Below are 25,350 nucleotides of genomic sequence, written 5' to 3' on the forward strand. Positions count from 1 at the left end.
CCGCTCAGGCTGCTGCCCCACTCGCAATCACATGCTTAATCTGACGAACGTCACGCGCGGGCGGAGCGCCGAACTGACGCTGATACTCTCGGCTGAATTGTGAGGCGCTTTCGTAGCCGACCGCAAACCCAGCGTCTGAGGCATTTCGGCCGCCAGCCAGAAGTAGGTGGCGAGCCTCCTGCAAGCGCAGTTGTTTCTGGTATCGGAGAGGACTCACCCCGGTGATGGCCAGGAAGTGGCGATGTAGGCTCGCCCGGCTCATTCCACTTGCATCGCACAGAGCTTCGACGCGCAACCGCGCCTTGTAATTGTCCCGGATCCATCCAACGGCCCGCCGAACCCTGTTCAGCGCACCGTCGGGATGTGCAATTTGACGCAGCAGTCTGCCCTGCGGGCCTTGCAGCAGACGATACATCAGCTCTCGCTCGACCATCGGTGCGAGAACCGGGATATCATCAGGGGTGTCAAGCAAGGCCAGCAAGCGAAGCAATGTCTCCCGCAGCGGAGCCGTCATCGGGTTGATCGCAATACCGACGTCCTGAAGATCATTTTCCCGCACGGGTGGCATGGCAGCCACTACCTCTGTCAACACTGCGGGGTCTAGATCGAGCGAGACCGCGACGTACGGCTGCCCATCGTCGGCAGCCCATATCTGACCGATAAGCGGGAGATCTAGGGCACTAATGAGATATTCCGCGCTGTCGTAGCTCAAAAGGCTCTTGTTGATGGCGACGCGTTTTGAACCCTGCAGGATAAAGCAAACCATCGACCGGTAGAGGCACGGTGCCGCAATCGAAACTTGTCCGACGCAGATGTCGAGGCGCGGTATTGACGAGTTCGTCCACCCCATTTTTGCGTGGCGGCAAGCGATATCGAGGTGCGGCGCTAGTTCGGTGGTCATGCCCAAGAATAGCACCTCCGCCAGTTCAAGCCAAGCTGTTGAGACAATCAGGCAAGATTCTGAGCGTATCAGGCGCGCCGGCAAGCCGCTCGTCCACTATTTTCGGACCATCACACGGATGAGGAAATCTCTCCTTTCGCAGCACAACCTTCGACAGAGGCAAGCTTTGACCAATCAAATCGCACTAATCACCGGCGCCAGCCGCGGCCTCGGCCGCAATATGGCGCTGCATCTTGCCAAACGCGGTGTCCATATCGTCGGCACCTACCGCAGCGGCGCGGCGGAAGCCGACGCGCTGTGCCAGGAGATCGAGACGTTGGGTAGCAGGGCCGCCATGCTGGCGCTCGACGTCACCGATACGGCAAGCTTCCCGACATTTGCAGAGAAGCTGGCCGAAACCCTGAAGACCGATTTCGACCGCGAGCGGTTCGACCTTCTCGTCAACAATGCCGGCAACGGTCTTTTCGCCAGCTTCGCCGAGGCGACCGAAGAACAATTCGAATCGCTCGTCGCCACACATCTGCGCGGACCGGTCTTCCTGACTCAGAAGCTTCTGTCCCTTATCAAGGACGGCGGGCGCATCCTGAACGTCTCGTCCGGGTTCGTGCGCTTCACGCTGCCAGGCTACAGCCTCTATGCGGCGATGAAGGCTGCGGTCGAGGTACTGACTCGCTACATGGCGGTCGAACTCGGCGCACGCCGTATCCGGGTCAACGCGATTGCGCCCGGCGCCATTGCGACCGACTTTGGCGGCGGTGCGGTGCGCGACAATGCCGATGTCAACGCCTATGTGGCGCAGAGCATCGCGCTGGGTCGCGTGGGCCTACCGGACGATGTCGGCGGTGCCGTCGCGGCCATCCTGTCCGATGATATGGGCTGGGCAAACGGTACGACCTTCGACATTTCGGGCGGGCAGTTGCTGTAGCTCCAATCACTGGCATTTCAATGCAACTCTACCGAGGGATTTTTCAGATGAAGTATGCGCTTGCAGCGATAGCGGCCGTAATGTTCTCCACGGGGGCCTGGTCTCAGACGTGCGACACGTCTAGCAAAATGAGAGATAGTAAGATGCCAACACCAATCGAAATCGTCACAGCCTTTAGCGCTGCTTTCCCTCAGGATAACGGGAAAGCCGCAATTCGGCGATGGTTTACCCCCAAGACGGTCTGGGTCAATGAAGGCGTGTCGACTACGACTGGCATCGAAGAGGCGATAGCTTTCCTTGAGCGGCCTGGCAGATCTCCGGACATCGCGGCAGTCCATTTTGACATTCTTGCTATTGCTGCGGACGGAAATCGCGTGTTGACCGAGCGACTGGACCGTTTTGTGCGCGCTGATGGGAGCGAGGTCGCCGCAGCGAAGTTGATGGGCATCTTTGAGATAGAAGGCGATTGCATCGTCGCGTGGCGTGACTACTTCGACGTCAACTTCGCCAAAAAAATAGCGAAGAAATAAGTAATGGCCTCGGCCTGCGCCTAACGAACGATGTCGGCGGTACCGTCGCCGTCATCATTTCCGACGATATCAGTTGGGCGAACGCCCGCATCGCCCCGTTCATCGAACTTGAAGAGACCATCATGCCCAACGCCAGCTTGACGCTTGTCAGTCATCCGCTATGCCCATTCGTGCAACGGGCGGCGATCGTCCTTCTCGAAAAGGGCGTGTCCTTCGACAGGATTGACGTCGATCTCGCGGCCAAGCCCGACTGGTTTCTGGCGCTTTCGCCAACCGGCAAGGTGCCGCTACTCAAGGTAACCCAGGCTGATGGGGCGGACGCCGTTCTCTTCGAAAGCATGGCGATCTGCGAGTTCCTCGAGGAAACTCACGGTGGCGTGAGGCTGTACTCGGACGATGCGCTGACTCGCGCCCGGCAGCGGGGTTGGATCGAGTTTGGCACAGCGACCCTCGCCGACGCCTGGCAGTACCTCAACGCCACAGATCGCCCGACCGCTGATGCAAAGCAGGCTGCGTTCCGGGATAGGCTCCAACGACTGGAGGCGGTTGTGGAAGGACCCTATTTCGGCGGTGTCGCTTTCAGCATGGTCGATGCGGTGTTCGCGCCTGTGTTTCGCTACTTCGACATTCTCGATCCGACCATATCGCAGCCGACTTTCGAGGGGTTTACCCGCGTTTCAGCGTGGCGGGCAGCGCTGGGGGCTCGACCGAGCGTCCGTGCTGCGGCGGCAAAAGACTATGCTGCGCGATTCCGGCAACACCTACATCAGCATCGGGCGCTCCTAGCGGCTTGAGTGCTGCTCAAAAAGAGCCGTCCGTTCCGATCCTCGTAAACCTGATGGGCCGTTCACTCAAAAAGGGAAGAACGTTGCAATGCCTACACCTACCGAAATAATTACCGAATTTTGCGCCGCTTTCTCAGAGGACGGTGGCAGGCCTGCCGTGCGGCGCTGGTTCACACCCGAGACCGTTTGGATCAATGAGGGTATCTCACGGACCACCGGCATCGACGAAGCGATCAGCATGATCGATGAGCTAGAAAAGTCCATGGGAATTGCCACAGTTCACATCGACATGCTTGCAATTGCCGCGGACGGCAATCGTGTACTCACAGAACGGCTAGACCGGTTTGAGCGCGCCGACGGCAGCGAGATCGGACGAGTGACATTAATGGGGATCTATGAACTCGACGGGGATCATATTGTAGCTTGGCGTGACTACGTTGATGTCAACGCTGTCTCAAAATTAGGGGCTGGCTGACAAGTGCAATTCCAGCCTGCTATTCTCTAAGCAAGAACGACTGTCTGGAGGCGAGTGCCGACTGGCTGCTTGATCATCTCGGCCCACGCACCATCGTGGTGGCAGACAAGCTTACGACGCCGATCGCCTCCGCGAGCTAATCGAGGCGCAGGGCGCTATACCCAACATTCCGGCTAAATCAAATAGGAAATGGAAACCTGCTTCAGCAAGCGGCTGTATTGCGAACCAAACCTGATTGAGTGGTTCTTCTCCAAGCTCAAGCAGTTCCGCCGTGTCGCCACACGCTATGACAAGCTGGCCGCCAACTTCATCGCAATGGTCCAGCTCGCCTCAATACGGCTGTGGTTACGCAATTATGGGTCTACGGCCGAATATGGTCCGTTGCGGGCGGGGGCACGCTCCACCGATAGCTGTATACGAGGCATGGTTATTGCATTCGTTTTGGGCTGACACACGGTTCAGCCCGAGGGAATGACATGTACAGCACCAACCGACGTGATTTCATCCGCCTAACGGCCATGGCCGCGGCGCTGTCCACGACCAGCATCAAGGCGTTCGCCGCCGACCGCGTGGTCAAGATCGGAACGCTGAAGCTCATTCACGGCGTCACGCCGTATTTCTACGAGAAATTCGCGCCTGATGGCGTCAAGTTCGAGGTGATCCCGTTTGAAACCCCGACCGACGGCAAGAACGCCGTTGTGACCGGTACTGTCGATTTTGGCATCTTCGGTTTTGCCGCGGCGACGCTCGGCGGTGCCAATGGTGAGCCGATCGTGGTGATCGCGTCTGCCTGCAATCGTGGCATGGCGGTCGTCGCCAAGAAGGATTCCGGGATCAATACGATCAAGGACCTGAAGGGCAAGAAAGTCGCGATCCTGCCGGGCTCGACCCAGGAAGTCGTGATCCTCGATCGTCTCTCCGCCGAAGGCATGACGGTGAAGGACGTCGAGTCCGTGCGTCTGTCGTTCAGCGACATGGCGCCGGCGCTCGCCCGCGGCGATATCGACGCCTATGTGGGTGCCGAGCCCGGCCCGGGCATCAGCCTCGCCAATGGCGTCGGGCAGATCGTTGAATACCCCTACACCACGCCGACCGGTTCGCTGAACATGGTGCTGGCCACGCGTCGCGAACTGATCGAGAAAGACCCCGAGCTCATCAAGGCGCTGCTCAAGACCCACCGCCTGGCCAGCGAATATGCCATGAAGGACCGCGAAGCCTTTATCGCCATTGCCATGCAGAAGCTCGGCCAGCAGAAGCCGTCGATCGAGAAGGCCGCCCCCAATGTGGAGCTGACCTGGAATATCGACGATCAGTTCATGAAGCAGGCGGAATATTACGGCGGCCAGATGCTGTCCAAGAAACAGATCCGGCAGTTGCCGGACTACAAGACCTTCATCGACGCCAGCTTCGTGAAGGCGCTGGCGGCTACGTGAGCGCGTCGTGAGCCTGCAAAGCACGATGGACGATACGTCCAACAGCGTACAGCTTGCGCCGGTAGCGGAAACCCCGCCGGTGCCTGCGGCCGGGAAGCGCGGGCAGGGCGTGCAGCGGGCGCGCACAGTCGCGCTCGCGCTGATCGTGCCGGTCTGCTTGATGGTGATTTGGGACGTCATGGTGCGCTGGACCGGCACGCGGCTGGTGCCGTCACCCTATGGCGTCGCCGTGATGATGTGGGATTTCGCTTTCGGCGGAATCTATGACGACGCCTACAGCGCCAGCCTGCCGATCCATTTCTGGAAAAGCGTGCAGCGGGTCTATGGCGGTTTTCTCTGCGCGGCGGCGATCGGCATTCCGCTTGGCCTGATGATCGGCCGCATGCCGCTGCTGCGCAAGTTGCTCGATCCGACGCTGTCGCTGCTGCGGCCCATTCCGGTCACCGCATGGCTGCCGCTATCGATGATCTTCTTCGGCCTCGGTCCGCGCGCGGCGATCTTCCTGGTGTTTCTCGGCGCGTTCTTTCCGATCCTGCTCAACACCGTATTCGGCGTGCGCTCCGTCGATATCAGGCTGTTCGAGGCGGCCGAGATGCTCGGCTGCAGCGGCGCGCAGCAATTCCGTTCGGTCGTGCTGCCGGCGGCGCTGCCGAGCATCTTCAATGGCCTTCGTCTCGGTGCCGGTTTCGCCTGGATTCTCATCGTGGTCGGCGAGATGACCGGCGTGCCCGAAGGCCTCGGCGCCGTCATCATGGATGGCCGCACACTGTCGCGCACCGATCTCGTGATCACCGGCATGATCATCATCGGCATCACGGGCTTTCTGTCAGATCGCATCCTGCTGATGCTCAGCAACTACTTCCTTCGCTGGAGCCCGCAGCATCATGCTTGATCGACCGACCATAATTGCGCCTGACATCCTCGAAGTGAGCGGCGTGCAGAAATTCTACCAAGCCTCCAACGGCCCGGTCGAGGCGTTGCGCGGTGTCAATCTCACCATCCGCAAGGGCGAGTTCGTTTGTCTGCTCGGCGCGTCGGGCTGCGGCAAGTCCACCTTGCTGCGCATCGTCGCCGGTTTCGAGAAAGCGACTGAGGGCTCGGTCACCATGTACGGCTTTCCGGTCGACAGACCGGGCCCGGATCGCGGCATGGTGTTTCAGGATTACGCGTTGTTTCCGTGGCTGACCGTGCGCGACAATATCGGCTTCGGCCCCAAGCATCGTCGTCTTGCGACCAAACTCGTGAACGAACTCACCGACAAGTTCATGGCCATGGTCGGACTGACGGCCTTTGCCGATCGCTATCCGCACCAGCTCTCCGGCGGCATGAAACAACGCGTCGCCATCGCGCGTGTGCTCAGCAACGACACCGACGTGCTGCTGATGGACGAGCCGTTCGGCGCGCTCGATGCGCTGACCCGCAGCAAGCTGCAGGAAGAACTCGTCGAGATCTGGCGCACCACCGGCCTCACGGTGATTTTCGTGACGCATTCAGTCGAGGAAGCCGTGATGCTGGCGGATCGCGTGATCGTGATGTCAGCGGGGCCGGGCCGGATCGATTGCGAAATCGAGGTCGATCTGCCGCGCCCGCGCGATGTCGCATCGCCCGAATTCAACGCATTGCGGCGCGAGGTCACTCAGAAGCTCACGAGCCATATCGCCGGCAGTCGGGGCAACGCGGCAGATTCCTGAATCGGGCTTCAAAAACGCGCGAATAAAATTCTCGCCTGAGGTCACCGGAGAGAATTTTCACCTGCGGGTCTGAGGCCCATCAGTCCCGCTGTCGTTATTTCCGAGTACCGCTTGTAACGCCTGCCGAACGGCATTCTCTAGGGTTAGAGAAGCCGAAAGCAATACGATATGGACGCGGTTCCCAGCATCATCGACAGAGTTAATTTGCTCGTTCCGGGCTTTGCGGAACGTGCGCCATTGCATGATCGTGCGGCAAGTTTTCCATTCGAGAATTTTCAGGAACTGTCCGGGGCGGGCCTGCTGGCGCTGCCGGTGCCAAAGGCCCTGGGCGGCGCGGGCGCCGGGGTGCGCGAGGCTGTGCGCGTCGTGAACGCAGTCGGCAAGGCCGATGCCGCGACCGCGCTTGTATTGGCGATGCACTATATCCACCATCTGGTCATCACGCGAAATGGCAATTGGCCTGCGCATCTGGCGCAGCGCGTGTCGCGCGACGCCGTGAATGGCTTGGCGCTGATCAACGCATTGCGCGTCGAGCCCGATCAGGGATCGCCATCGCGGGGCGGTCTGCCTCAAACCACAGCGAAGCGCACCGCCGACGGCTGGCGCATTACCGGCCGCAAGATCTATTCGACCGGGTCGCCGATCCTCAAATGGTACACTGTATGGGCGAAGACGGACGAGCCCGACGTGCGGGTCGGCGTCTTTCTGGTGCCGGCGGGTCTGCCGGGCACGGAGATCGTCGAGACCTGGGATCATCTTGGCCTCCGCGCCAGCGGCAGCCATGACGTCGTGTTCGACGACGTGCTCGTTCCGCTCGACAACGAGGTGGATCTGCGCCGTCCCGGCGAGTGGGGCGCGCCGGATGTGTCGCAGGCGACCACCCAGGCCGTGCTCGTCGGTGCGGTCTATGACGGCGTGGCGCGGGCGGCGCGTGACTGGCTGATCGACTTTCTCAAGACCCGCACGCCATCGAGTCTCGGCGCGCCGCTCGCAACGCTGCCGCGGGCGCAGGAGATCGTCGGCGGCATCGAGGCGAAGCTCGCGGTGAATGCGCGGCTGCTCGAGACCTTCGCACGGGATATCGATGACGGTGTTACGCCGACGCCAGTTGAGGCAAACATCCTCAAGCTCACCGTCACCAACAATGCCGTCGCCGTCGTTGAGGACGCGCTGTCGCTGACCAGCAATCACGGACTGACCCGCGCCAATCCGCTAGAGCGGCATTATCGCGACGTTCTGTGCGGCCGCGTGCACACGCCGCAAGACGACAGCACCAAGATTTCCGCCGGACGCATCGCGCTCGGCATCTGAACAACAGCAGGAAGTGGAGAGACCCATGTCCGTCGAATTCATCGGCTTCATCACCAATAATGACGCATCCGAAACCCGCGTCCGCTCCGGTCCGATCCTCGATCCCGCCTATATCGAGACCGTTGCGAAGGCGCATGAGCTCGCGGGCTTCGACCGCGCGCTGCTCGCCTTCCATTCGACCTCGCCGGACGGTCTGCAGGTCGCGCAGCATGCGCTCGGCGTGACCGAGAAGCTGAAGGTGATGATCGCACAGCGTCCAGGCTTTACCGCACCAACCGTCATCGCACGCCAGCTCGCCACCATCGAGAATTTCCACAACGGCCGCGTCTCGCTGCATGTCATCACCGGCGGCAATGCCAAGGAGCTGCGGCAGGACGGCAATACGCTTGACGACAAGGACGAGCGTTATGCCCGCACCGGCGAGTGGCTCGACATCATCAAGCAGGAATGGACGAGCGAGAAACCATTCGACTATGCCGGCAAATATTATCAGGTTGAGGGCGGCTTCTCGCAGGTGAAGCCGACCGTGCCGATCCACGTCTTCGTTGGCGGCGCGTCGGACGCGGCCATCGACGTGTCGGGCAAGCACGCCGACACCTTCGCGCTGTGGGGTGAATCCTACGCGCAGGTGCGTGACGTCACCGGCCGCGTGCGCGCCGCCGCCGCCAAATATGGGCGGCCGGCGCCGCGCTTCAGCCTGTCGGTGCGCCCGATCATCGCCGACACCGAGGAAAAAGCCTGGGCCAAGGCCGATGACATTCTCGCCCGCGCCACCGCGCTGCAGGACAAGACCGGCTATCGCAAGCCGGCCGATGGCCATGCCACCGCCGGCGCGAAGCGTCTGCTGGCGCTGGCCGAGCAGGGCACCCGCATCGACAAGCGGCTGTGGACGGAAATGGCGGCGCTCACCGGCGCGAACAGCAACACCACCGCGCTGGTCGGAACGCCCGAACAGGTCGCCGAAGTGTTCGCCGACTACTACGATCTCGGCGTCAGCCATTTCCTGATCCGCGGTTTCGATCCCCTGATCGACGCCATCGATTACGGCCGTGAACTGATCCCGCGCACCCGCGAACTGATTGCCGCGCGTGACGCCGCCAAGGGAGTTGTCGCAGCATGAAACGGCTCATCCTCGCCGCCGGCCTGATCCTCGCGGCCTTCGCATCTTCGGCGCATGCCGAGACGACGCTGATCGTCGGCGACCAGAAGGGAAATGCGCGCGCCGTGATGGAAGCATCCGGCGTGCTGAAGGACGTGCCTTACAAGATCGAGTGGAAGGAGTTCGCGGCGGCAGCACCGCTGCTGGAGGCGCTTGGCGCCGGCGCGCTCGATAGCGGGCTGGTCGGCGATGCGCCCTTTACGTTTGCCGCGGCGGCCAATGTGCCGGTCAAGGCCATCGGCGCGATCCGGCAGACCGGCGACGGTCTCGCCGTGCTGGTGCCGAAGGACTCGACGATCAAGAGCTTCGACGATCTGAAGGGCAAGAAGATCGCCACCGGCCGCGGCTCGATCGGGCATCAGCTCATTCTCGCCGCGCTGGAGCAGAAGGGCTGGACGGCGAACGATGTGCAGATTGTGTTCCTCGCTCCGTCGGACGCCAAGGTCGCTTATACCCGCGGCTCGGTCGATGCGTGGTCGACCTGGGAGCCCTATGTGAGCCAGGAAGAGGTGCTGTTCCAGTCGCGCGTTCTGCTCAATGCCGAGGGCCTGACATCGGGGCTGAGCTTCGTGGTGGCGACGCCGAATGCGATCCGCGACAAGCATGCTGAGCTCGAGGACTATCTCCGCCGCCTCACCGCAGCCCGCGCCTGGGCGCTGAACAACGCGGACGCCTACGCGCAGACCTGGGGCAAGCTGATGAACGTGGCGCCGTCGGTGCCGCTGAACTGGCTGACACGCGCCAAGATCAGGATCGCGCCGGTCGATGATGGCGTCGTCGCCGATGAGCAGAAGACGATCGATCTCTATCTGCGCAGCGGTCTGATCAAGCAGAAGCTCGACGCCGCCGTACTGGTGGACCGGTCGTTCAACGATGCGATTGGGAAGGGTGCGGGGTTGTAGCATCCCTCTGCACTCTCGACCGTCGTCCCCGCCTTCGCGGGGACGACGTGCTGAGGGGCCAGCGCTTCTCACATCCGTAAATCCACGTATTCCCGGTCTCCCTCCGTCGGCCCACCATCGCCCGGCAACGGAGACCAGCGCAGATGCATCACGGCGATATTTCATCCAGCAAGGACGCGGTCGGCGTCGCCGTCGTGAATTACAAGATGCCGCGGCTTCACACGAAGGCTGAGGTGTTGGCCAATGCGCAGAAGATCGCCGACATGATCGTTGGCATGAAGATCGGTCTGCCCGGCATGGATCTGGTGGTGTTCCCGGAATATTCGACCCAGGGCATCATGTATGACGAGAAGGAGATGTATGAGACCGCATCTCTGGTGCCCGGCGACGAGACGGAGATCTTTGCCGAGGCGTGCCGCAAGGCAAAAGTCTGGGGCGTGTTCTCGCTGACCGGCGAGCGGCACGAGCAGCATCCGCACAAGGCGCCGTACAACACGTTGATCCTGATGAACGACAAGGGTGAGATCGTTCAGAAATATCGCAAGATCATGCCGTGGGTACCCATCGAGGGCTGGTATCCCGGCAACTGCACTTATGTCTCCGAAGGACCGAAGGGCCTCAAGGTCTCGCTGATCATCTGTGACGACGGCAACTATCCCGAAATCTGGCGCGACTGCGCCATGAAGGGTGCCGAGCTGATCGTGCGCTGCCAGGGCTACATGTATCCGGCCAAGGATCAGCAGGTGCTGATGGCCAAGGCGATGGCCTGGGCCAACAACACTTATGTTGCCGTTGCCAATGCCTCAGGCTTCGACGGCGTCTATTCGTATTTCGGCCATTCGGCGATCATCGGTTTCGATGGCCGCACGCTCGGCGAATGCGGCGAGGAAGATTACGGCATTCAATATGCGGCACTGTCGAAATCGCTGATCCGCGACGCGCGCCGCACCGGGCAGTCGGAGAACCATCTCTTCAAGCTGCTGCATCGCGGCTACACCGGCACGATCAATTCCGGCGAAAGCAACAAGGGTGTCGCAGCGTGTCCGTTCGATTTCTATGCGAACTGGGTCAACAATCCCGACAAGGCGCGCGAGAATGTCGAGGCCTTCACGCGGACGACGGTCGGTGTCGAGGAATGCCCGATCGAGGGACTGCCGCATGAGGGGATGTTGAACGACAGGTAGTCCAACCTCGTCATTCCGGGGCGGCCGCGCACCTTGCGCGGACGAACCCGGAATCTGGGCATGTTCATCATCTCGACGTACCGGGCGGCAGAGAGGTGACTTCCATTTCGGGATTCCGGGTTCGCGTCCAGCAAGAGCCGGCCGCGCCCCGGAATGACAGTTCATTTCAAAGTACCGTCTTGAACGGCGCCACGTCGATGCCCGCCTTTTTCAATCCATCGCGCACATGGCGGCCGAGCTCCACGGCTCCCGGCGTGTCGCCGTGAATGCACACGGTGTCCATCTTCATCTTGATCACCTTGCCGGTGATCGAGATGACTTCGCCGGTCTGTGCCATCTTCACCACGCGATCAGCGACCATGACGGGATCGTGTAGCACCGCGCCGGGCTTCTTGCGCGAGACGAGATTGCCGTTGTCCTCATAGGCGCGGTCGGCGAACACTTCATGTGCCAACGGGAGTCCGGCGGCTTCGCCTGCGGTCACGAGCTTGGAATTCGCCAGCACCACGAAGGTCAGATTGCGGTCGACGGCTTTGATGCCGGCGGCGATGGCGCGCGCGGTCATGTCGTCCTCGCAGGCGACGTTGGAGATCGCGCCGTGCGCCTTCACGTGGGTGACCTTGTAGCCTTCCATGGCGGCGATCGCCTGCAAGGCGCCGATCTGGTAGGCGATCAGGTTTTCGATCTCGAGCGCGGTGAGGCCGACGATGGGGCGGCGGCCGAAGCCGTGCAGATCGCGATAGCCGGGATGGGCACCGATCCTGACATTGCGTGCCTTGGCGAGTTGCACGGTCTTGCGCATTACATCGGCGTCGCCGGCGTGATAACCGCAGGCGATGTTCACCGAGCTTGCGAGCTCGATCATCGCGGCGTCATTGCCCATCTCCCACATGCCGAAGCTTTCGCCGAGGTCGCAGTTGAGATCGATGGTCGCCATGGTCGTGCTCTTTCGTAAATAGGGTTCGAAATCAGTCTTGCGCGTCTGCCGGCTGCGGCGCCTGCCACGTCTCGACGTCGATCGCGCTGACTGCGGTGCCAGCGACATTGGCCGACAGCAGCGCCTTGATGTCCAGCATCAGGATGTTGGAATCATGGACACGGCCGGGCAGGCTCTGCAGCAGTTCGGCGAAGGCGCGGTATTCAGCCTGCGCTTCGGCCATGGAGATGGCCTTGAAGCGGAAAGCACGGCCCGGCTGGGTCTGGCCGAAGCGGCCGAGATCGGTCGAGATCACGGTCGCGATTTTCGGATAGCCGCCTGATGTGCCACGGTCGGGCATCAGCACGATGGGCTGGCCGTTGCCGGGTACCTGGATCGAGCCGTTCACGGTGCCGTCGGAGACGATGTTGTGGCCGTGCAGATGTTTGATCACGGGGCCTTCGAGGCGATAGCCCATGCGATCGCTGGTCGCCGAAATCTTCCAGTCGCTATTCAGGAACAGATCCTTGGCGTCACCGAATTCGTCGTCCTGAGGCCCAAGCACCACGCGGATTGGACCCTCGACCGGCGCGGGCAGGTCGATGCGCTTCTCGTTGGCGCTGCTGGCCGTCGCCACCGGCAATTCGTCGCCGGCCTGCAGCGGTCGCGGATAGGGACTGCCGAGACCGGCGCGGGCATTCACGGCCAGGCTGCCGAACATTGGCTCGCCGCGGATCCCGCCCTCGATGGCGAGATAGCCGAAGGTGCCGGCGCGGGCGACGCCGAGATTGAGGCTCTCGCCATCGGCCAGCGTGACGGATGTGTTGACGTTGAAGGGCGTGCCGGCGATATCGGCCGGCCGCGTTGCACCGGTGAGCGAAATCCGAACAGCGCCGCCTTTGGCGGTGAAGACCGAATTGAGCGGGCCGAGTTCGATGGTGGCTGCGAACAGCGTGTTGCCCAGCAGGGCATTGGCGGCGGCCATCGCCAGTCGATCGACGGCGCCCGATGGCACCAGGCCGTAGCGCTGGGCGCCGAACCGGCCGACATCCTGCACGGACGTGCCGGGGCTCACGGACGTGACGATGAGCTTGCTCATGACGCGATCAGCTCCGCGACGAATGCACCGGCTTCGGCCGCGCGGTCCTGTTCGGCAAAGGTCTTCTCATCGACAGCCGCGAAGGTGATTGCGTCGCCGGGTTCAAGCAGGAAGATGGGATCGCGGCTGAGCTGATAGGTGCGCACGGCGGTCCGTCCGAGCAGATGCCAGCCGCTGGGGCCGGCGAGGCATTGCACGCCGGTCTGGATGCCGCCGATGGAGATCGTTCCGGGCGGTGTCAGCAGCCGGGGATTCTGCCGGCGTGACATCTGCATCGAACTCGGCAGCCCGCTGAGATAGGACCAGCCCGGGGTGAAGCCGATCATCGCCACTTTGTAGTCGCCGCCCACATGGCGCGCGACGACTTCGTCCGGTGTGATGTTCAGTGCCTTGGCGACGTCTTCGAGATCAATGCCGTTCTCGCCGCCATAGGCGACGGGGATGCGCCAGCGCCGGGCCGCCTTGGCTTCGGGGAGCGGCTGGAGTGCCAGTTCGGTCAGCTTCTCACCCAAAGCGTCGAAGCCGATCTGCAGCGGATCGTAATGCACCAGAAGGGAGCGATAGGTCGGCACGGTTTCGGTGACGGCAGCAAGGCCGGCCGACGCGACGAGTTTGTCGAGCGCCAGCACGCGGCGGTTGGCTTCCTCGTCGATGGTCCGGCTGAATTCGACGGTGATGGCAGCATCGCCTGACGGCAGAATGCGGGGCGGGGAGAGAGCTGCGACCATGGCCTCACAACGTCAGTATTGGACAACCATGCATAGCGCGTTTTACCAGCGAGTGGAATTCGCAATCTGAAAATAGCCGTGCATCTTCAATAAATTAATACGCATGTTGGCGATAAGCCGTACTGATCGCAGAGGTTTCATCACATTGCATGGCGCTTTGAAGCAGCAGCCCTTGACGCGCTGGCATTCCACCGCAAGATGCGCCGCCGTAAGTCCAACGTCCTGCATCCTCTGACCTGAAGAGCCCTGCGTATGTCCCTGACACCCGAAGCCATTGCCACCCTGTCGAAGGTCACCACCGCGACCATCACCACCGTTCTCCTGAAGAAGGGCCTGCGCAATGTCTGGCTGCGCGGCGCCAAGCCGCTGCGCCCCGGTCAGCCCCGTCTCGTCGGTCCGGCCTTCACCCTCCGTTTTGTGCCGGCGCGCGAGGATCTCGCCACTCCGGAATCGTGGTCGTCGCCGATCTCGACCCGTACCGCCATCGAAGCCATGCCGGAAGGTTGCATTGCTGTGGTCGATGCCATGGGCATCACCGATGCCGGCATCTTCGGCGACATCCTCTGCGCCCGCATGCAGAAGCGCGGCGTCGCTGCGCTGATCACCGACGGCGTGGTGCGTGACATCGAAGGCGTGCTCGGCACCAATCTGCCGGTCTGGTGCGACGGCTATGCCGCTCCGCCGTCGGTTGCCGGCCTGACCTTTGTCGGCTGGGGTGAACCGATCGGTTGCGGCGGCGTTGCCATCTTCCCGGACGACGTCATCGTCGCCGATCAGGACGGCGCTGTCGTGATCCCGAAGGCCTTCCTCGATCTCATCCTGGCCGAAGGCGCCGAGCAGGAGCGCATGGAAGCCTGGATCGTCAACGAAGTGAACAACGGCGCCACGCTGCCCGGCCTGTATCCGATGAATGCCGAGACCAAGGCGCGTTACGCCGCGTCGAAGAAGTAACCAACCAACTCAAATACCCTCGTCCTGAGGAGCGGCCGCTTGGCCGCGTCTCGAAGGGCGAGGGAGTGTTCATCCCTCATGGTTCGAGACGGCGCTGCGCGCCTCCTCACCATGAGGGCCAGAGATTGGAGACCGTGCCATGAAGCTTTTCCCCGCAGGTTCGCGCCCGACCAAAAGGGCGCCAGAGGAATACTTCACGGGCACGGTCTGGCAGGACCCGGTCATTGTCGCGGAAGCGCCGGCGCGGCTGGTGACCTTCCGCGTCAGCTTCGAACCGGGCGCACGCACCGCCTGGCACACCCACCCGTTCGGGCAAACGCTCTACGTGATCGCAGGTGTCGGCCGCTTTCAGACCGAGGGCGAGCCGGTCGTCGAGATCAAGCCGGGCGACACCGTCTGGATTCCACCGGCCGAGAAACACTGGCACGGCGCGGCGCCGACCACCGGCATGACCCATATCGCCATGCAGGAAGCGCTCGACGGCAAGACCGCGGACTGGATGGAAAAGGTCAGCGACGAACAATATGCGAAGCCGGTCGGTTAGGACGGCCAGGCATTGCCGGGTACGAGGACGACGCTGGGTTCAAAAGTCCAGCGGCGCATTGTCCACCACCTCTTTCATGACGAAAAAGGTCCGGGTCTGACGGACGCCGGGCAGCGCGATGAGCTGCGTGCCGTGGATACGATTGAAATCGGCCATGTCGCCGACGCGGATTTTTAGGAAATAGTCGAAGTCGCCGGCGACCAGGTGGCAATCGAGAACGAATTTCAGTTTGGCCACCGCCTTTTCAAACACTGCAAAGCTTTCCGGCGTCGAGCGATCGAGCACGACACCGACCATGACCAGCGCGCCGCGGTTGACCTTCTCGGGCGCAATGATGGCACGTGTGTTCCTGATATAGCCTTCGTCAAACAGCTGCTGCGTGCGGCGATGACAGGTGGCGGGACTGACATTTACCTTCGCGGCGAGATCGGCATTGCTCAGACGCCCGTCTTTCTGCAGCAAATGGAGCATGCGAAGTCCGATTTTATCCAGATTTTCTGCCATGAAAGAATCTTCCGAAGTTTTGGAGTTTAATGCGCGTTACTTCCATCTTTGATGGATATAGTACGATATATGCCAGATCACTGCCATATCTTTGAAAGCACCTTCCGCACCGAAAATGCTAGCTGTAGCGCCAGTTTTCACGACAACAGGTGTCACATGCTCGAAGGCTTCGAACGCTATCCGCTCACCTTTGGACCCACCTATATCGAGAAGCTGGAGAAGCTCTCGGCCCATCTCGGCGGTAAGGTCGAACTCTACGCCAAGCGCGAGGACTGCAATTCCGGGCTGGCCTATGGCGGCAACAAGCTGCGCAAGCTCGAATACATCATCCCCGATGCCATCGCGTCGAACGCCGATACGCTGGTGTCGATCGGCGGCGTGCAATCAAATCACACCCGCATGGTCGCCGCCGTTGCGGCCAAGATCGGTATGAAGTGCCGGCTGGTGCAGGAGAGCTGGGTGCCGCATGAGGATGCCGTCTACGACCGTGTCGGCAACATCATGCTCAGCCGGATCATGGGCGCGGATGTGCAGCTCGTCGACGAAGGCTTTGACATCGGCATCCGCCATAGCTGGGAAGAGGCGATCGAGGATGTGAAAGCAAAGGGCGGCAAACCCTACGCCATTCCGGCCGGTGCCTCCGTGCATAAATTCGGCGGTCTCGGCTATGTCGGCTTTGCCGAAGAAGTCCGGGCGCAGGAGAAGGAACTCGGCTTCGCGTTCGACTACATTGTCGTCTGCACCGTGACCGGTTCAACCCATGCCGGCATGTTGGTGGGCTTCGCCAAGGACGACCGCCAGCGCAGGGTCATTGGTATCGACGCATCTTTCACGCCGGCTCAGACCAAGGCGCAGGTACTCGAGATCGCGCAGAACACCGCCAAGCTGGTCAAATTAGGCAAAGATCTCGTCGAGGATGATGTGGTGCTGATCGAGGACTACGCCTATCCCGTTTATGGCGTGCCATCGGAAGAGACCAAGGACGCCATCCGTCTCTGCGCGCGCCTGGAGGGCATGATCACCGACCCTGTCTATGAAGGGAAATCGATGCAGGGGATGATCGACCTCGTGCAGAAGGGTTACTTCCCTGAAGGATCCAAGGTGCTCTATGCGCATCTCGGCGGCGCGCCGGCGCTGAATGGATACGGCTACGCGTTCCGTAATGGATAGTGCGGTCACATCGCGTGCGCCGGCTTTGCGTCCGGCGCGCCGATTGCCTCCGGTCACTCGAACCAGCGGTTGACGGTCGCACGGAAACTGCCGTCTTCCTGCATGATGTGCAGCCACTGATCGACGAAGGCCTTCAGCGCGACATCGCGCTGGAGCCAATAGGCCTTCTCGGCGAAGTCGAACGGCGTGTCGGGATGCACGGCGCAGAGTACACCGTGATGCAGCTTCTGCTGATAGCGGGTCTCTGACGCATCAGTCATCATCAGGTCGGCACGGCCCTGTGCGATCTCGTCGAAGATGCGGGTGTTGTCGTTGAAGACGGTGATCTCGGCCGATTTGATATGCGTCCGTGCAAAGCGCTCGTTGGTGCCGCCGGGATTCACGATCACCTTGACGCCGGGCCGATCGATCTCCGCGAGCGTGCCGAATTTCCCGGTATCAGCACAGCGCGCGATCGGCGTCTTGCCCTCGCGCATGATGGGGATCGAGAACACACCCTTCTTCTGCCGGTCGAGAGTGATCGACACGCCGCCCATCACCATGTCGAACTGGTCTGCCGCAAAGTCCGCCGACAGTTTTGGCCAGCTGGTCTTCACGTAGTCGACCTTGACGCCGAGTGCTTTTCCGAGCGATTCCGCCATCTCCACGTCGAAGCCCTTGAACGATGTCGTGGCCGGATCGAACGCGCTGAACGGCATGTAGTCGCCGGTCAATCCAACACGCAGCGTCCCCCGGGCAATGATATCGTCGAGGCGGGACGGTGAGGGCGCAGGGGCCGGCGTCTGTGCCTGCAAGGGCGCCGCGAACAGCAGGCAGGCTGCCAGCCAGGCGGCGGTGATCCGGATCATGACGTCTCCCCCGTTTGTATTGCGGAGCGCACCGTTCAGGGGCGCACCGCGTTACGATCAGCTTACAGGGGATGTCGGACCTTTCAATCGACGAGCGCGTCTGCTGCGATCAGTTCACCCGCGTCCAGGTCTGGCCGCCGCAGAACATGCCGCCGAAGGCGCAGCCCTGAACACGCAGCGTGTCACTGCCCTTCAGGGCGATGGTCGATCTCGTAGGTGCTGCCGCTGTTCGGATCGAAGATCTTGCCGGCCCATTTGTTGTTGCCGGGCTTCATGTTGATCAGCACCTTCTCCCCATTTGCCTCGGTCTTGGCATTCATCGAATAGCCGCACAGATTGGCGCCGCATTGTTCGATGCGAACCTTGCCTTCCTTCTTCTCGGTCATCCAGATGCCGAGCGGCGTTGTCGCGGCGGCAGGCGTAACCGGTGCGGGCGAATCCTGCTTGTTGACGGGATCTGTGGGCGGTGCGTTGGCGATGACCGTAGAGGGCGCAGATTTCTCGGCAGGCGCGGGAGCCGGGGCAGGCTGCGGGGCTACCGCGACGGATGGCGTGACAGGTGTCGCCGGAGCTGCCGCCTCCTTTGGGGCGACAACGGGCTTCTGCGTCTCCACAGGCTTGGCCGTCTGTTCGGATCGCGGAGCGTTGGGGGCCTGCTCGCGCGTCTCGCGGTCACGCTCGCGCTTGCTGCGCTTCGTGCCATATTCGTAGACGCCGGGAATGGAAACCGAAATGCAGTCCGTCGAACTGCAGTCGCTTGGCGCTTCGATGGTAATGGTGCGGCCACCGATGTCGAAGGAGTAGCTGTCGCCGGCCTGAGCGGCGGTGCTGGCCAGCAGGATGGCGGCGAGGGCGAAGAGCGGCTTCATGTGTCCTCCAAAGCGGTTGAAATCCTGACCCTGAACCGAGCCGCGGATGCGCCCGAACACTGTGATCCGCGTCACTCAGGGGGAATTGCAATTGCTTTGGTGTGTGGCGCCGACTGAAGAAGTGGTTCAATCATGCGCCGGACATTTGCTGTTTGAGGCAGCCTGACAGGCCCAAACGCCGCCGCTGGACGGCGGCGGCGTCTTGAAGCCCGGCTTGCGTCAGTAGTCGCTGTAACGCGGGGCGCTGCTGCCCACGGTCATCTGGCTCTTCAGCGTCTCGAAACGATCGCGAGCGGCGCGCTCGCGCCCATCGATGAAATCGATGATTTCGTCACGCGGCATCGGGCCTGACGAAATCGGCCGTGAACTGCCGATGGTTTCATCGACGAAATACTGGCCGTCGTCGTCGCGGCGTGCGGTCCAGCGAAAGCGGATGGCATCGAGCGGCCCCGGACCGAGACGAGAGTAGCCATCGACCTCGAGGGCCTCTGGAACCGTGGAGGGCGACTCATGTTCGACGAGCGGCGCTTCGGGTTCGGCGGCGACCATGACGGATACAGTCTCGGTGACCACAGTTTCAGTGACGACGGTAATCGAAGCGGGCACGGTGTCGCCGTGTTCGGCCACCTGCGATTCCGCTTCCTTGCGGTCGAGAATGCTCGCAATGGCCGCAAGGGCGTGATCGGTCGGATCGTTCTGAGTCATTGAAATGCGCCTCCCCGCAATTACGCAACGTCCACATAGGCCGATATGTAATCGGCTGTGGTTTCATTTTGGTAATCGCTGTGGCTGTTTTTAGGCAGAGATCGGGGGACGCCTGTCTTTCCAGGGTCGGATCTGCTCGAGTTGCCCGGCCAGACGGAACAGCATGGCCTCGTCGCCGAAATGCGCCGTGAACATCATACCGATCGGCAGGCCTTTGCCGCTCCAGGCCAGGGGCACCGACATGGACGGCTGACCGGTCATATTGGCCATGCTGGTGCCTGGCATGTAGCGGCGCAGCAAAGGCGCCACATGGCCGAGATCGTCCGACATCGTATCGATCTCGCCGATCCTGATCGGTGGCGTGCACAGCGTCGGCGACAGGAAAATGTCGCAGCCGGCAAAGAATTCGGTGACGCTGCGGGAGATCTGGAATGCGTTCTGCAATGCTGTCACGTAGTCGACTGCGCTTGCCTTGCGGGCATTGTGCGCGCTGCCGAGTGTGAGTTTCTCGAAATCATCCGAGGTCATCGGGCGGCCGAACTTCTTCTCCGCGAACTGCACGGTAACCGCCGTATTGGCCGACACGATTGCCGCAATCACTTGCGCAGGGTCGAGCGGCAGCACCGGCGCGCGTTCTTCGACATGATGACCCTGTGCTGCGAGCAACCTCGCGACATCGCGGACGGCAGCGGCGACCTCGGGATCGATCGCGTCGCCATAGGGCGACTTGTCGGTGAAGAAGATGCGCAGCCTGCCGGGACCACGGCTGACTTCATCGAGGAAGGGGCGCTCCAGCGGCGGTGCCCAATAGGGGCTCGTCAGCTCCGGCCCGTGAACGGCATCGAGCATCGCCGCGCTGTCGCGTACGCTGATGCTCACGACGTGGCCGCAGGAAAAGCCGCCCCAGCCTTCGGCCTTGTCAGGACCCGTCGGATTGCGAGCGCGGGTCGGCTTCAGACCAAACACGCCGCAGGCCGAGGCTGGAATACGGATCGAACCGCCGCCATCGCTGGCATGGGCGACCGGCAGGATCCGTGCAGCCACGGCAGCGGCCGCGCCGCCGGACGAGCCGCCCGATGCATGATCGGGATTCCACGGATTGCGCGTCGGTCCGTGCAGCCGGCATTCCGTCGTCGGCATCAATCCGAATTCGGGGCTTGCGCTTTTCCCGAACATCGTGAGGCCGGCATTGAGGAAGCGCTGGGCAAGGGTCGTGTTGTGATCGGCGACGAAGTCCTTGTAGAGACTGGCCCCGAAGGTCGTGCGCGTGCCGTCGAGGAGTTCGAGATCTTTCAGCAGGAATGGCACGCCGGTGAACGGTCCGTCGGGCAAGCCCCTGTCGATCTGGCGCTGCGCATAGTCCTCATGGCGCACCACGACAGCGTTGATCCGGGGATTGACGCGCTCGGTGCGCGCCACCGCCTCATCGAGCAGTTCGCGCGGGCTGACCTGCTTGCTGCGCACCAGCCCGGCAAGGCCAAGCGCGTCGTGATCGCCGTATTCCTTGAATGCCATCGCGGGGTACTCTGGTGAGGGCTGCGACAGTGCTAGCGCGGATCAATCATCCGCGCCAGCAATCGCCGGTTCAGCCGAACACGTCCGCGTTGACGGCATTCTGCTTGATCGGCTCGCCGTCGAGCACGCTCAGCATGTTGCGCGCGGTCTGCGCGCCCATGCGGTCGAGTGCCTCGCGAGTCACGCCGGCGACATGCGGCGCGATGATCACGTTCGGCAGTTCGAACAGCGCGTGACCGAGCGGCGGCGGTTCGGCTTCGAACACGTCGAGGCCGGCACCGGCGAGCTTGCCCGAGACCAGGGCATCATGCAGCGCGGCCTCGACGATGATGCCGCCACGCGCGGTGTTGATGAGATAGGCCGACGGCTTCATGCGGGCGATCCGCGCAGCGTTGAACAGGCCGGTCGTCTCCGGAGTCTTCGGGCAATGCAGGCTGACAAAGTCGGCACGGGGCAGGGCCGCGTCGAGATCGCTGACAGGCTCGCAGCCGGCAGCCTTGATTGTATCGGCCGAGACATAGGGGTCATAGACCAGCACGTTCATTTCCATCGCCTGGCAGCGCTTGGCGGTGCGGGTGCCGATACGGCCGAAGCCGACCACCAGCACAGTCTTGCCGAACAGGTCGAACGGCAGCGCTCCGAAGCGCGACGCCCATTTGCCCTCCTTGACCATGGCGTGCAGTTCGACTGCGCGCTTGGCGAGCGTCAGCATCATGAACAGCGCCTGTTCCGCAACCGAGGGTGAGTTGGCGGTGCCAGCGATCATCAGCGGCACCTTGCGCTTGGACAGCGCCGGCACGTCGACCGCGTCGTAGCCGACGCCGATGCGCGCCACCACTTTCATGTCCATGCAGGCTTCGAGTTCGGGCTCGCCGAACCGCGTGGCGCCGAGTGCGGTGCCGTGCACCGGTGCGTGTTGCTCGATCAGCTTGATGTAATCGGCAGCGGAAATCAGATTGCTGAACTTGACCACTTCGATGTCATCGCGTGCGTTGAAGAGGTCCATTCCCTGGGTCGACATCGACTCGGTGATCAGAAGTTTCTTCTTGTTGGTCGCCATTTCCACCCCTTGAAACATTCTACGTTGTTGCGGACCTGCCAATGGCCGCGGGCGTTATCTAACAGGCTTGGCTCGATGAGGTCTACCATTGGCGAAGACGCGGCGTGTGGACTTGGCCGTGTCGAAGCCACTATGGTTGCTGATGATCGCAAGTGATTTGCTGCGCCGCGAAATTGCGCTGAGGGAGACGGTGATGACGAAAATGAATTTGCGCAAGCGCCCGCATCAACCGCTGCGCCGCGCGCTGTGCGTTGCCGCCGTTCTGCTGCTCGGAAATTCGGCAGCGGTCCACGCGCAGGGGCTGGTGCAGGGCGTGCAGCAGGGTGCAAGAAGCGGCAATCGTGCGGCTGGGCCGATCGGTGGCGTTCTCGGCGGGGCGATCGGCGGAGTCGTGGGCGTTGTCGGCGGTGTCCTGGGTGTGCCTTCGAACAGCAATGTTCGCGGTCCCGTGGGCGGGCAGTCGGGTGCCAAACAAACCAAGGCGGCCAAGAAGGGCAAGAAGGGCGCTCAACCCGCGGCGGAGCCGGAACTGACCGCCGAGCAGATCGTCGCGAGTAGCGACGCCAACACTAGCCGTATCAAGACGTCGCTCAACCTGACGCCGGAGCAGGAAAAGAACTGGGCCGGTTTTAGCAACGCCATGCATACGCTCGGCAATAACGGTGCGGAGCGCCTGAAACTGCGTATTGCCCGCGCCAAGCGCGATCCGCCGGATGACATCATCGAGCAGATGCGCAACGAGGCCCAGTTCCTCAACGACCGTGCGGTTGATCAGCGCGCCGTTGCCGATGCCGCGGAGCCGCTATTCGCCACGCTGGATGACAAGCAGAAGGCGCTGTTCATTCAGGAGATGGTCGGCCTCAGCCGCGAGCGCGGTCTCGACTAATCGCCGCAGAGAGGAACCTCTTGGCCACGGGGACGTTTTTCCTTCATCAGATGAAGGAGACGATCATGGCTGAGAAATTCGATCCCGCACCCCACGACAAATATGCCGTTGGCGTGAAGGAAGCAGCGCGCGCCGATCGCAAGACGTCTGAAGAACTCAAGACCGGCCTGAAAGACAGTTTCCCGGCTTCGGATCCTGTGAGCGTGACGCAGCCTGACCGGTCGAAACATGATAACGACGAGGGTAACTCATCGCTCTGGAACAAGATCACGGGTGTTTTCAAATCCTGACCGCGCACCGTCGTAACGATTGATTAACCACGTGCGCTGCACAATCACATCGGGCTTTGACTGGTGATGATGGAGGCTGGCGTTGGCGACCGTGTTCTCTGACAGCGATCTTGAAGCAGCCGATATCCCTGCGGCTTCGCGGCGAGGCGATATCTTCACCATCCACGCGACGCGCAATGACCAGAGCATGGTGACGCATCGGATCATTCCGGACGTCGCCGTCGCGCAAGCCCGCACGCTGAACGATGCGGGTTGGCGGGTGAGTATCTCAGGTCTTAGCGGCCGCCGGTTCTCGCCCTCGGAATTTCATCAGCTGCTGACGTTCAAACGGATCGGCTGACGATCCCGAATTTGGAACCCCGCCGGTAACACGAGCGGGGTTTTTTGCACGTGCGAACATGGTAGGTTCGCGCCACAAAATCCTCGCAAGTCAAATAAGGTAATTGGCCTAAGGCAATGAGAAAACTAGTGTTCGCAGTTGCTGCCCTTATCAGCATCGCTGCCCAATCTTCCGTACATGCAGCGTCGTCCCGGACCGATCAGATGCTCAAACTGTCGCCGGAAACCCGTCTGGAGCAGCGTTGCGATGCGCGTGCGATGGGCTCCGTGGGCCGCGAGCACAAGGGATACAAGCCGGACGAGTTCGTTGCCTACGCGTTTGCCGATCCTGTCATTCGAGGCAACGAGATTAAAGCGCCGGGCGGTGCCGTCCGCAGTGGGGGCAAATGGTACAGACTGTCCTATGTCTGCGAGACCAGTCCTGACGGGCTCGACATCAAATCCTTTGCCTATCAGCTCGGCACTGAGGTGCCGCGTAGCGAATGGGACGAACACTATCTCGTGCCACGCTGACTGCCGAACTACAGGTTCACCATGGCCGGCGATTTGAAAAAGCGTGACGAAATCTCGTTGAGCAATTCCGTGCTCTGCATTGTTTCCAGGTTGGAGCGCGCGCACAGCAACGCTTTGACGGGCGGCAGGTGCGGCAGATAATATTCCTGCGCCCAGACAAGTGTAGGCGGAATCATCCGCTTCGGGATCGCGGTGATGCCGATGCCGCTTTCCACAGCTGCCAACTTGGCGTGATAGTCGGGACTGTTGAATACGATCTTGTAGGACAGACCGTGGCGCGTCAGGGCCCGGATCATCAGATCGTCGCCCGGCCATGTCAGGATGGGGATCGGCGCGCCCGAACTGAGGACGAAGTCCTTTGCACGCACCCACACGAACTCCTCATCGGCCTCGTTGACGATCAGGTGCGCTATCTCGCTGCTCATTTCCGGATTTTCGAGAATGTAGGCGATATCGATATAGCCGTCGATCAGGCCTTTGGTGATGCCTACCGAGTTGTCAGTGTGAATGACCAGATCGGCCAGGCTTTGGGAGGTCTGATGGCTGAAGAAATCCCGCACGAACAGTGTGCTCAATCCAAACCGGATCGGTTGCGGAAGATTGGCCACGCCGCCAATCCGTAACATCTGGTCGTTGGCTTCCAGAATCCGTCTCGCCTGATGCAGCACCAGCTTGCCGAGCTGGGTAGCGGTCGTGCCGTTGACCGTTTTGGTGAAGAGGTTGCCTCCCACCATGGCCTGAATGCGCTTGATCTGGGAACTGACGGCAGGCTGGCTCAGGCCCAGCCGTTCGGCTGCCTTGGTCAGGCTGCCGGTTTCCGCGATCGCCACCACGGTGCGGACGATCTCGATGGGGATATTGAGCGGCTGATATCGCTTGTGCATTGCGACACGTCCGAGTCGTAGAAATGGGCAGTCGTCAAAATTTACAGTTGTGTACCGCCGGACTGCAATCAAAGACTTGGATTAGTTCCAAGTTCCATGAAAAGACGTATATAGGCTTGGGGAAATCTGGATAATAAGGTTGGAACAAGGTAGTCCAATACGCCGCCGATTCCTTAGGGGCGTGGGGTTTCTTTTAAGCAATTACAGGTTGTCTGTTTCGGAGCTCGGCACGC

The 25,350-nt window shown here is 61.6% G+C and carries 29 protein-coding genes and 1 pseudogene; 19 read left to right on the forward strand and 11 right to left on the reverse strand.

What is annotated here, in order from left to right; translation table 11 throughout:
- Window positions 1-4 precede the first annotated feature (4 nt).
- Window positions 5-901 (reverse strand): AraC family transcriptional regulator, encoded by an 897-nt coding sequence (locus RSO67_RS01170; RefSeq protein WP_315844140.1) that lies wholly within the window; start codon window positions 899-901, stop codon window positions 5-7.
- 166 nt (window positions 902-1,067) lie between these two features.
- Here RSO67_RS01170 and RSO67_RS01175 point away from each other — a divergent pair, with 166 nt between their 5' ends.
- The 12 genes and pseudogenes from RSO67_RS01175 (at window position 1,068) to RSO67_RS01230 (ending at window position 11,296) form a co-directional block, all read left to right on the forward strand.
- Window positions 1,068-1,826 carry an SDR family NAD(P)-dependent oxidoreductase gene (locus RSO67_RS01175; RefSeq protein WP_315841990.1) on the forward strand — a complete coding sequence of 253 codons (759 nt, stop codon included), beginning with the start codon at window positions 1,068-1,070 and terminating at the stop codon, window positions 1,824-1,826.
- A gap of 143 nt (window positions 1,827-1,969) precedes the next feature.
- Window positions 1,970-2,356, forward strand: coding sequence for a limonene-1,2-epoxide hydrolase family protein (locus RSO67_RS01180; RefSeq protein WP_315841991.1), 387 nt, complete (start codon window positions 1,970-1,972; stop codon window positions 2,354-2,356).
- A gap of 122 nt (window positions 2,357-2,478) precedes the next feature.
- Window positions 2,479-3,150, forward strand: a complete 672-nt coding sequence (locus tag RSO67_RS01185) for a glutathione S-transferase family protein (protein ID WP_315841992.1) — start codon at window positions 2,479-2,481, stop codon at window positions 3,148-3,150.
- A 79-nt stretch (window positions 3,151-3,229) separates the two neighbouring features.
- Window positions 3,230-3,616 (forward strand): limonene-1,2-epoxide hydrolase family protein, encoded by a 387-nt coding sequence (locus tag RSO67_RS01190; RefSeq protein ID WP_315841993.1) that lies wholly within the window; start codon window positions 3,230-3,232, stop codon window positions 3,614-3,616.
- 56 nt (window positions 3,617-3,672) lie between these two features.
- A pseudogene (locus RSO67_RS01195) lies at window positions 3,673-3,985 on the forward strand (transposase); the annotation flags it as partial.
- Window positions 3,986-4,092: 107 nt separating this feature from the next.
- A complete protein-coding gene (locus RSO67_RS01200) occupies window positions 4,093-5,049 on the forward strand; it encodes an ABC transporter substrate-binding protein (RefSeq protein ID WP_231080713.1) in 957 nt (318 codons plus the stop codon).
- 25 nt (window positions 5,050-5,074) lie between these two features.
- Window positions 5,075-5,941 (forward strand): ABC transporter permease, encoded by an 867-nt coding sequence (locus tag RSO67_RS01205; protein ID WP_410001866.1) that lies wholly within the window; start codon window positions 5,075-5,077, stop codon window positions 5,939-5,941.
- On the forward strand, window positions 5,934-6,740 hold the full coding sequence (locus RSO67_RS01210; protein WP_315841995.1) for an ABC transporter ATP-binding protein: 807 nt from the start codon (window positions 5,934-5,936) through the stop codon (window positions 6,738-6,740). Before RSO67_RS01205 ends, RSO67_RS01210 begins: the two co-directional genes overlap by 8 nt.
- 168 nt (window positions 6,741-6,908) lie before the next feature.
- The gene (locus RSO67_RS01215) at window positions 6,909-8,051 is read left to right on the forward strand and encodes an acyl-CoA dehydrogenase family protein (RefSeq protein WP_315841996.1); all 1,143 of its coding nucleotides are present in this window, start codon (window positions 6,909-6,911) and stop codon (window positions 8,049-8,051) included.
- A 25-nt stretch (window positions 8,052-8,076) separates the two neighbouring features.
- On the forward strand, window positions 8,077-9,171 hold the full coding sequence (locus RSO67_RS01220) for an LLM class flavin-dependent oxidoreductase (protein ID WP_315841997.1): 1,095 nt from the start codon (window positions 8,077-8,079) through the stop codon (window positions 9,169-9,171).
- Window positions 9,168-10,112 (forward strand): ABC transporter substrate-binding protein, encoded by a 945-nt coding sequence (locus tag RSO67_RS01225; protein ID WP_315841998.1) that lies wholly within the window; start codon window positions 9,168-9,170, stop codon window positions 10,110-10,112. Before RSO67_RS01220 ends, RSO67_RS01225 begins: the two co-directional genes overlap by 4 nt.
- A gap of 143 nt (window positions 10,113-10,255) precedes the next feature.
- Window positions 10,256-11,296 (forward strand): aliphatic amidase, encoded by a 1,041-nt coding sequence (locus RSO67_RS01230; RefSeq protein WP_315841999.1) that lies wholly within the window; start codon window positions 10,256-10,258, stop codon window positions 11,294-11,296.
- 166 nt (window positions 11,297-11,462) lie between these two features.
- Here the strand turns inward: RSO67_RS01230 and RSO67_RS01235 are convergent, their stop codons facing one another.
- From RSO67_RS01235 to pxpB, 3 genes are read right to left on the reverse strand one after another with little or no spacing between them, the layout of a single operon-like run.
- Window positions 11,463-12,233 carry a 5-oxoprolinase subunit PxpA gene (locus tag RSO67_RS01235; protein ID WP_315842000.1) on the reverse strand — a complete coding sequence of 257 codons (771 nt, stop codon included), beginning with the start codon at window positions 12,231-12,233 and terminating at the stop codon, window positions 11,463-11,465.
- A gap of 31 nt (window positions 12,234-12,264) precedes the next feature.
- The gene (locus RSO67_RS01240; protein ID WP_315842001.1) at window positions 12,265-13,311 is read right to left on the reverse strand and encodes a biotin-dependent carboxyltransferase family protein; all 1,047 of its coding nucleotides are present in this window, start codon (window positions 13,309-13,311) and stop codon (window positions 12,265-12,267) included.
- Entirely contained in the window at window positions 13,308-14,039 is a 732-nt protein-coding gene (gene pxpB, locus RSO67_RS01245) for a 5-oxoprolinase subunit PxpB (RefSeq protein ID WP_315842002.1), read from the reverse strand. The genes RSO67_RS01240 and pxpB overlap by 4 nt, the downstream gene beginning before the upstream one ends.
- Window positions 14,040-14,291: 252 nt before the next feature.
- On the opposite strand from pxpB, the gene RSO67_RS01250 reads away from it, so the two are divergent.
- Together RSO67_RS01250 and RSO67_RS01255 are read left to right on the forward strand one after the other, a co-directional pair.
- Window positions 14,292-14,990: a ribonuclease activity regulator RraA gene (locus RSO67_RS01250; RefSeq protein ID WP_089264363.1), complete on the forward strand. Its 699-nt coding sequence runs from the start codon at window positions 14,292-14,294 to the stop codon at window positions 14,988-14,990.
- Between the two features lie 139 nt (window positions 14,991-15,129).
- Window positions 15,130-15,534 (forward strand): cupin domain-containing protein, encoded by a 405-nt coding sequence (locus RSO67_RS01255; RefSeq protein WP_315842003.1) that lies wholly within the window; start codon window positions 15,130-15,132, stop codon window positions 15,532-15,534.
- A 39-nt stretch (window positions 15,535-15,573) separates the two neighbouring features.
- Here RSO67_RS01255 and RSO67_RS01260 read toward each other — a convergent pair whose 3' ends face one another.
- Window positions 15,574-16,038, reverse strand: a complete 465-nt coding sequence (locus RSO67_RS01260) for an Lrp/AsnC family transcriptional regulator (RefSeq protein WP_089264361.1) — start codon at window positions 16,036-16,038, stop codon at window positions 15,574-15,576.
- Between the two features lie 156 nt (window positions 16,039-16,194).
- Between RSO67_RS01260 and RSO67_RS01265 the strand changes: the two genes are divergently transcribed.
- On the forward strand, window positions 16,195-17,208 hold the full coding sequence (locus tag RSO67_RS01265; RefSeq protein ID WP_068731723.1) for a 1-aminocyclopropane-1-carboxylate deaminase: 1,014 nt from the start codon (window positions 16,195-16,197) through the stop codon (window positions 17,206-17,208).
- A gap of 53 nt (window positions 17,209-17,261) precedes the next feature.
- On the opposite strand, the gene RSO67_RS01270 is transcribed toward RSO67_RS01265, so the two are convergent.
- The 5 genes from RSO67_RS01270 to RSO67_RS01290 form a co-directional block, all read right to left on the reverse strand.
- On the reverse strand, window positions 17,262-18,056 hold the full coding sequence (locus RSO67_RS01270) for a transporter substrate-binding domain-containing protein (protein WP_315842004.1): 795 nt from the start codon (window positions 18,054-18,056) through the stop codon (window positions 17,262-17,264).
- 182 nt (window positions 18,057-18,238) lie between these two features.
- Window positions 18,239-18,925 (reverse strand): DUF2147 domain-containing protein, encoded by a 687-nt coding sequence (locus tag RSO67_RS01275; protein ID WP_315842005.1) that lies wholly within the window; start codon window positions 18,923-18,925, stop codon window positions 18,239-18,241.
- Between the two features lie 219 nt (window positions 18,926-19,144).
- Window positions 19,145-19,630, reverse strand: coding sequence for a hypothetical protein (locus RSO67_RS01280; RefSeq protein ID WP_315842006.1), 486 nt, complete (start codon window positions 19,628-19,630; stop codon window positions 19,145-19,147).
- Window positions 19,631-19,720: 90 nt separating this feature from the next.
- On the reverse strand, window positions 19,721-21,145 hold the full coding sequence (locus RSO67_RS01285; RefSeq protein ID WP_315842007.1) for an amidase: 1,425 nt from the start codon (window positions 21,143-21,145) through the stop codon (window positions 19,721-19,723).
- 70 nt (window positions 21,146-21,215) lie between these two features.
- Entirely contained in the window at window positions 21,216-22,205 is a 990-nt protein-coding gene (locus RSO67_RS01290; protein WP_315842008.1) for a hydroxyacid dehydrogenase, read from the reverse strand.
- Window positions 22,206-22,398: 193 nt separating this feature from the next.
- On the opposite strand from RSO67_RS01290, the gene RSO67_RS01295 reads away from it, so the two are divergent.
- From RSO67_RS01295 to RSO67_RS01310, 4 genes are all read left to right on the forward strand, one after another.
- Entirely contained in the window at window positions 22,399-23,091 is a 693-nt protein-coding gene (locus RSO67_RS01295) for a Spy/CpxP family protein refolding chaperone (protein WP_410001795.1), read from the forward strand.
- Between the two features lie 65 nt (window positions 23,092-23,156).
- The gene (locus tag RSO67_RS01300) at window positions 23,157-23,381 is read left to right on the forward strand and encodes a hypothetical protein (RefSeq protein WP_315842009.1); all 225 of its coding nucleotides are present in this window, start codon (window positions 23,157-23,159) and stop codon (window positions 23,379-23,381) included.
- A gap of 82 nt (window positions 23,382-23,463) precedes the next feature.
- The gene (locus RSO67_RS01305; RefSeq protein WP_315842010.1) at window positions 23,464-23,721 is read left to right on the forward strand and encodes a hypothetical protein; all 258 of its coding nucleotides are present in this window, start codon (window positions 23,464-23,466) and stop codon (window positions 23,719-23,721) included.
- A 203-nt stretch (window positions 23,722-23,924) separates the two neighbouring features.
- Complete coding sequence (locus tag RSO67_RS01310) at window positions 23,925-24,233, forward strand: DUF930 domain-containing protein (protein WP_315842011.1); 309 nt, start codon at window positions 23,925-23,927, stop codon at window positions 24,231-24,233.
- Window positions 24,234-24,241: 8 nt separating this feature from the next.
- On the opposite strand, the gene RSO67_RS01315 is transcribed toward RSO67_RS01310, so the two are convergent.
- Entirely contained in the window at window positions 24,242-25,066 is an 825-nt protein-coding gene (locus RSO67_RS01315) for a LysR family transcriptional regulator (protein WP_315842012.1), read from the reverse strand.
- Between the last annotated feature and the right edge of the window lie 284 nt (window positions 25,067-25,350).

The organism is Tardiphaga sp. 709 (assembly GCF_032401055.1).
GTDB lineage: Bacteria > Pseudomonadota > Alphaproteobacteria > Rhizobiales > Xanthobacteraceae > Tardiphaga.

Excerpts from the sequence above, each read along its gene's own strand:
- RSO67_RS01170 (WP_315844140.1), bottom strand. The coding sequence starts at position 901 with ATGACCACCGAACTAGCGCCGCACCTCGATATCGCTTGCCGCCACGCA.
- RSO67_RS01180 (WP_315841991.1), top strand. The coding sequence starts at position 1,970 with ATGCCAACACCAATCGAAATCGTCACAGCCTTTAGCGCTGCTTTCCCT.
- RSO67_RS01185 (WP_315841992.1), top strand. The coding sequence starts at position 2,479 with ATGCCCAACGCCAGCTTGACGCTTGTCAGTCATCCGCTATGCCCATTC.
- RSO67_RS01190 (WP_315841993.1), top strand. The coding sequence starts at position 3,230 with ATGCCTACACCTACCGAAATAATTACCGAATTTTGCGCCGCTTTCTCA.
- RSO67_RS01200 (WP_231080713.1), top strand. The coding sequence starts at position 4,093 with ATGTACAGCACCAACCGACGTGATTTCATCCGCCTAACGGCCATGGCC.
- RSO67_RS01205 (WP_410001866.1), top strand. The coding sequence starts at position 5,075 with ATGGACGATACGTCCAACAGCGTACAGCTTGCGCCGGTAGCGGAAACC.
- RSO67_RS01210 (WP_315841995.1), top strand. The coding sequence starts at position 5,934 with ATGCTTGATCGACCGACCATAATTGCGCCTGACATCCTCGAAGTGAGC.
- RSO67_RS01215 (WP_315841996.1), top strand. The coding sequence starts at position 6,909 with ATGGACGCGGTTCCCAGCATCATCGACAGAGTTAATTTGCTCGTTCCG.
- RSO67_RS01220 (WP_315841997.1), top strand. The coding sequence starts at position 8,077 with ATGTCCGTCGAATTCATCGGCTTCATCACCAATAATGACGCATCCGAA.
- RSO67_RS01225 (WP_315841998.1), top strand. The coding sequence starts at position 9,168 with ATGAAACGGCTCATCCTCGCCGCCGGCCTGATCCTCGCGGCCTTCGCA.
- RSO67_RS01230 (WP_315841999.1), top strand. The coding sequence starts at position 10,256 with ATGCATCACGGCGATATTTCATCCAGCAAGGACGCGGTCGGCGTCGCC.
- RSO67_RS01235 (WP_315842000.1), bottom strand. The coding sequence starts at position 12,233 with ATGGCGACCATCGATCTCAACTGCGACCTCGGCGAAAGCTTCGGCATG.
- RSO67_RS01240 (WP_315842001.1), bottom strand. The coding sequence starts at position 13,311 with ATGAGCAAGCTCATCGTCACGTCCGTGAGCCCCGGCACGTCCGTGCAG.
- pxpB (WP_315842002.1), bottom strand. The coding sequence starts at position 14,039 with ATGGTCGCAGCTCTCTCCCCGCCCCGCATTCTGCCGTCAGGCGATGCT.
- RSO67_RS01250 (WP_089264363.1), top strand. The coding sequence starts at position 14,292 with ATGTCCCTGACACCCGAAGCCATTGCCACCCTGTCGAAGGTCACCACC.
- RSO67_RS01255 (WP_315842003.1), top strand. The coding sequence starts at position 15,130 with ATGAAGCTTTTCCCCGCAGGTTCGCGCCCGACCAAAAGGGCGCCAGAG.
- RSO67_RS01260 (WP_089264361.1), bottom strand. The coding sequence starts at position 16,038 with ATGGCAGAAAATCTGGATAAAATCGGACTTCGCATGCTCCATTTGCTG.
- RSO67_RS01265 (WP_068731723.1), top strand. The coding sequence starts at position 16,195 with ATGCTCGAAGGCTTCGAACGCTATCCGCTCACCTTTGGACCCACCTAT.
- RSO67_RS01270 (WP_315842004.1), bottom strand. The coding sequence starts at position 18,056 with ATGATCCGGATCACCGCCGCCTGGCTGGCAGCCTGCCTGCTGTTCGCG.
- RSO67_RS01275 (WP_315842005.1), bottom strand. The coding sequence starts at position 18,925 with ATGAAGCCGCTCTTCGCCCTCGCCGCCATCCTGCTGGCCAGCACCGCC.
- RSO67_RS01280 (WP_315842006.1), bottom strand. The coding sequence starts at position 19,630 with ATGACTCAGAACGATCCGACCGATCACGCCCTTGCGGCCATTGCGAGC.
- RSO67_RS01285 (WP_315842007.1), bottom strand. The coding sequence starts at position 21,145 with ATGGCATTCAAGGAATACGGCGATCACGACGCGCTTGGCCTTGCCGGG.
- RSO67_RS01290 (WP_315842008.1), bottom strand. The coding sequence starts at position 22,205 with ATGGCGACCAACAAGAAGAAACTTCTGATCACCGAGTCGATGTCGACC.
- RSO67_RS01295 (WP_410001795.1), top strand. The coding sequence starts at position 22,399 with ATGACGAAAATGAATTTGCGCAAGCGCCCGCATCAACCGCTGCGCCGC.
- RSO67_RS01300 (WP_315842009.1), top strand. The coding sequence starts at position 23,157 with ATGGCTGAGAAATTCGATCCCGCACCCCACGACAAATATGCCGTTGGC.
- RSO67_RS01310 (WP_315842011.1), top strand. The coding sequence starts at position 23,925 with ATGCTCAAACTGTCGCCGGAAACCCGTCTGGAGCAGCGTTGCGATGCG.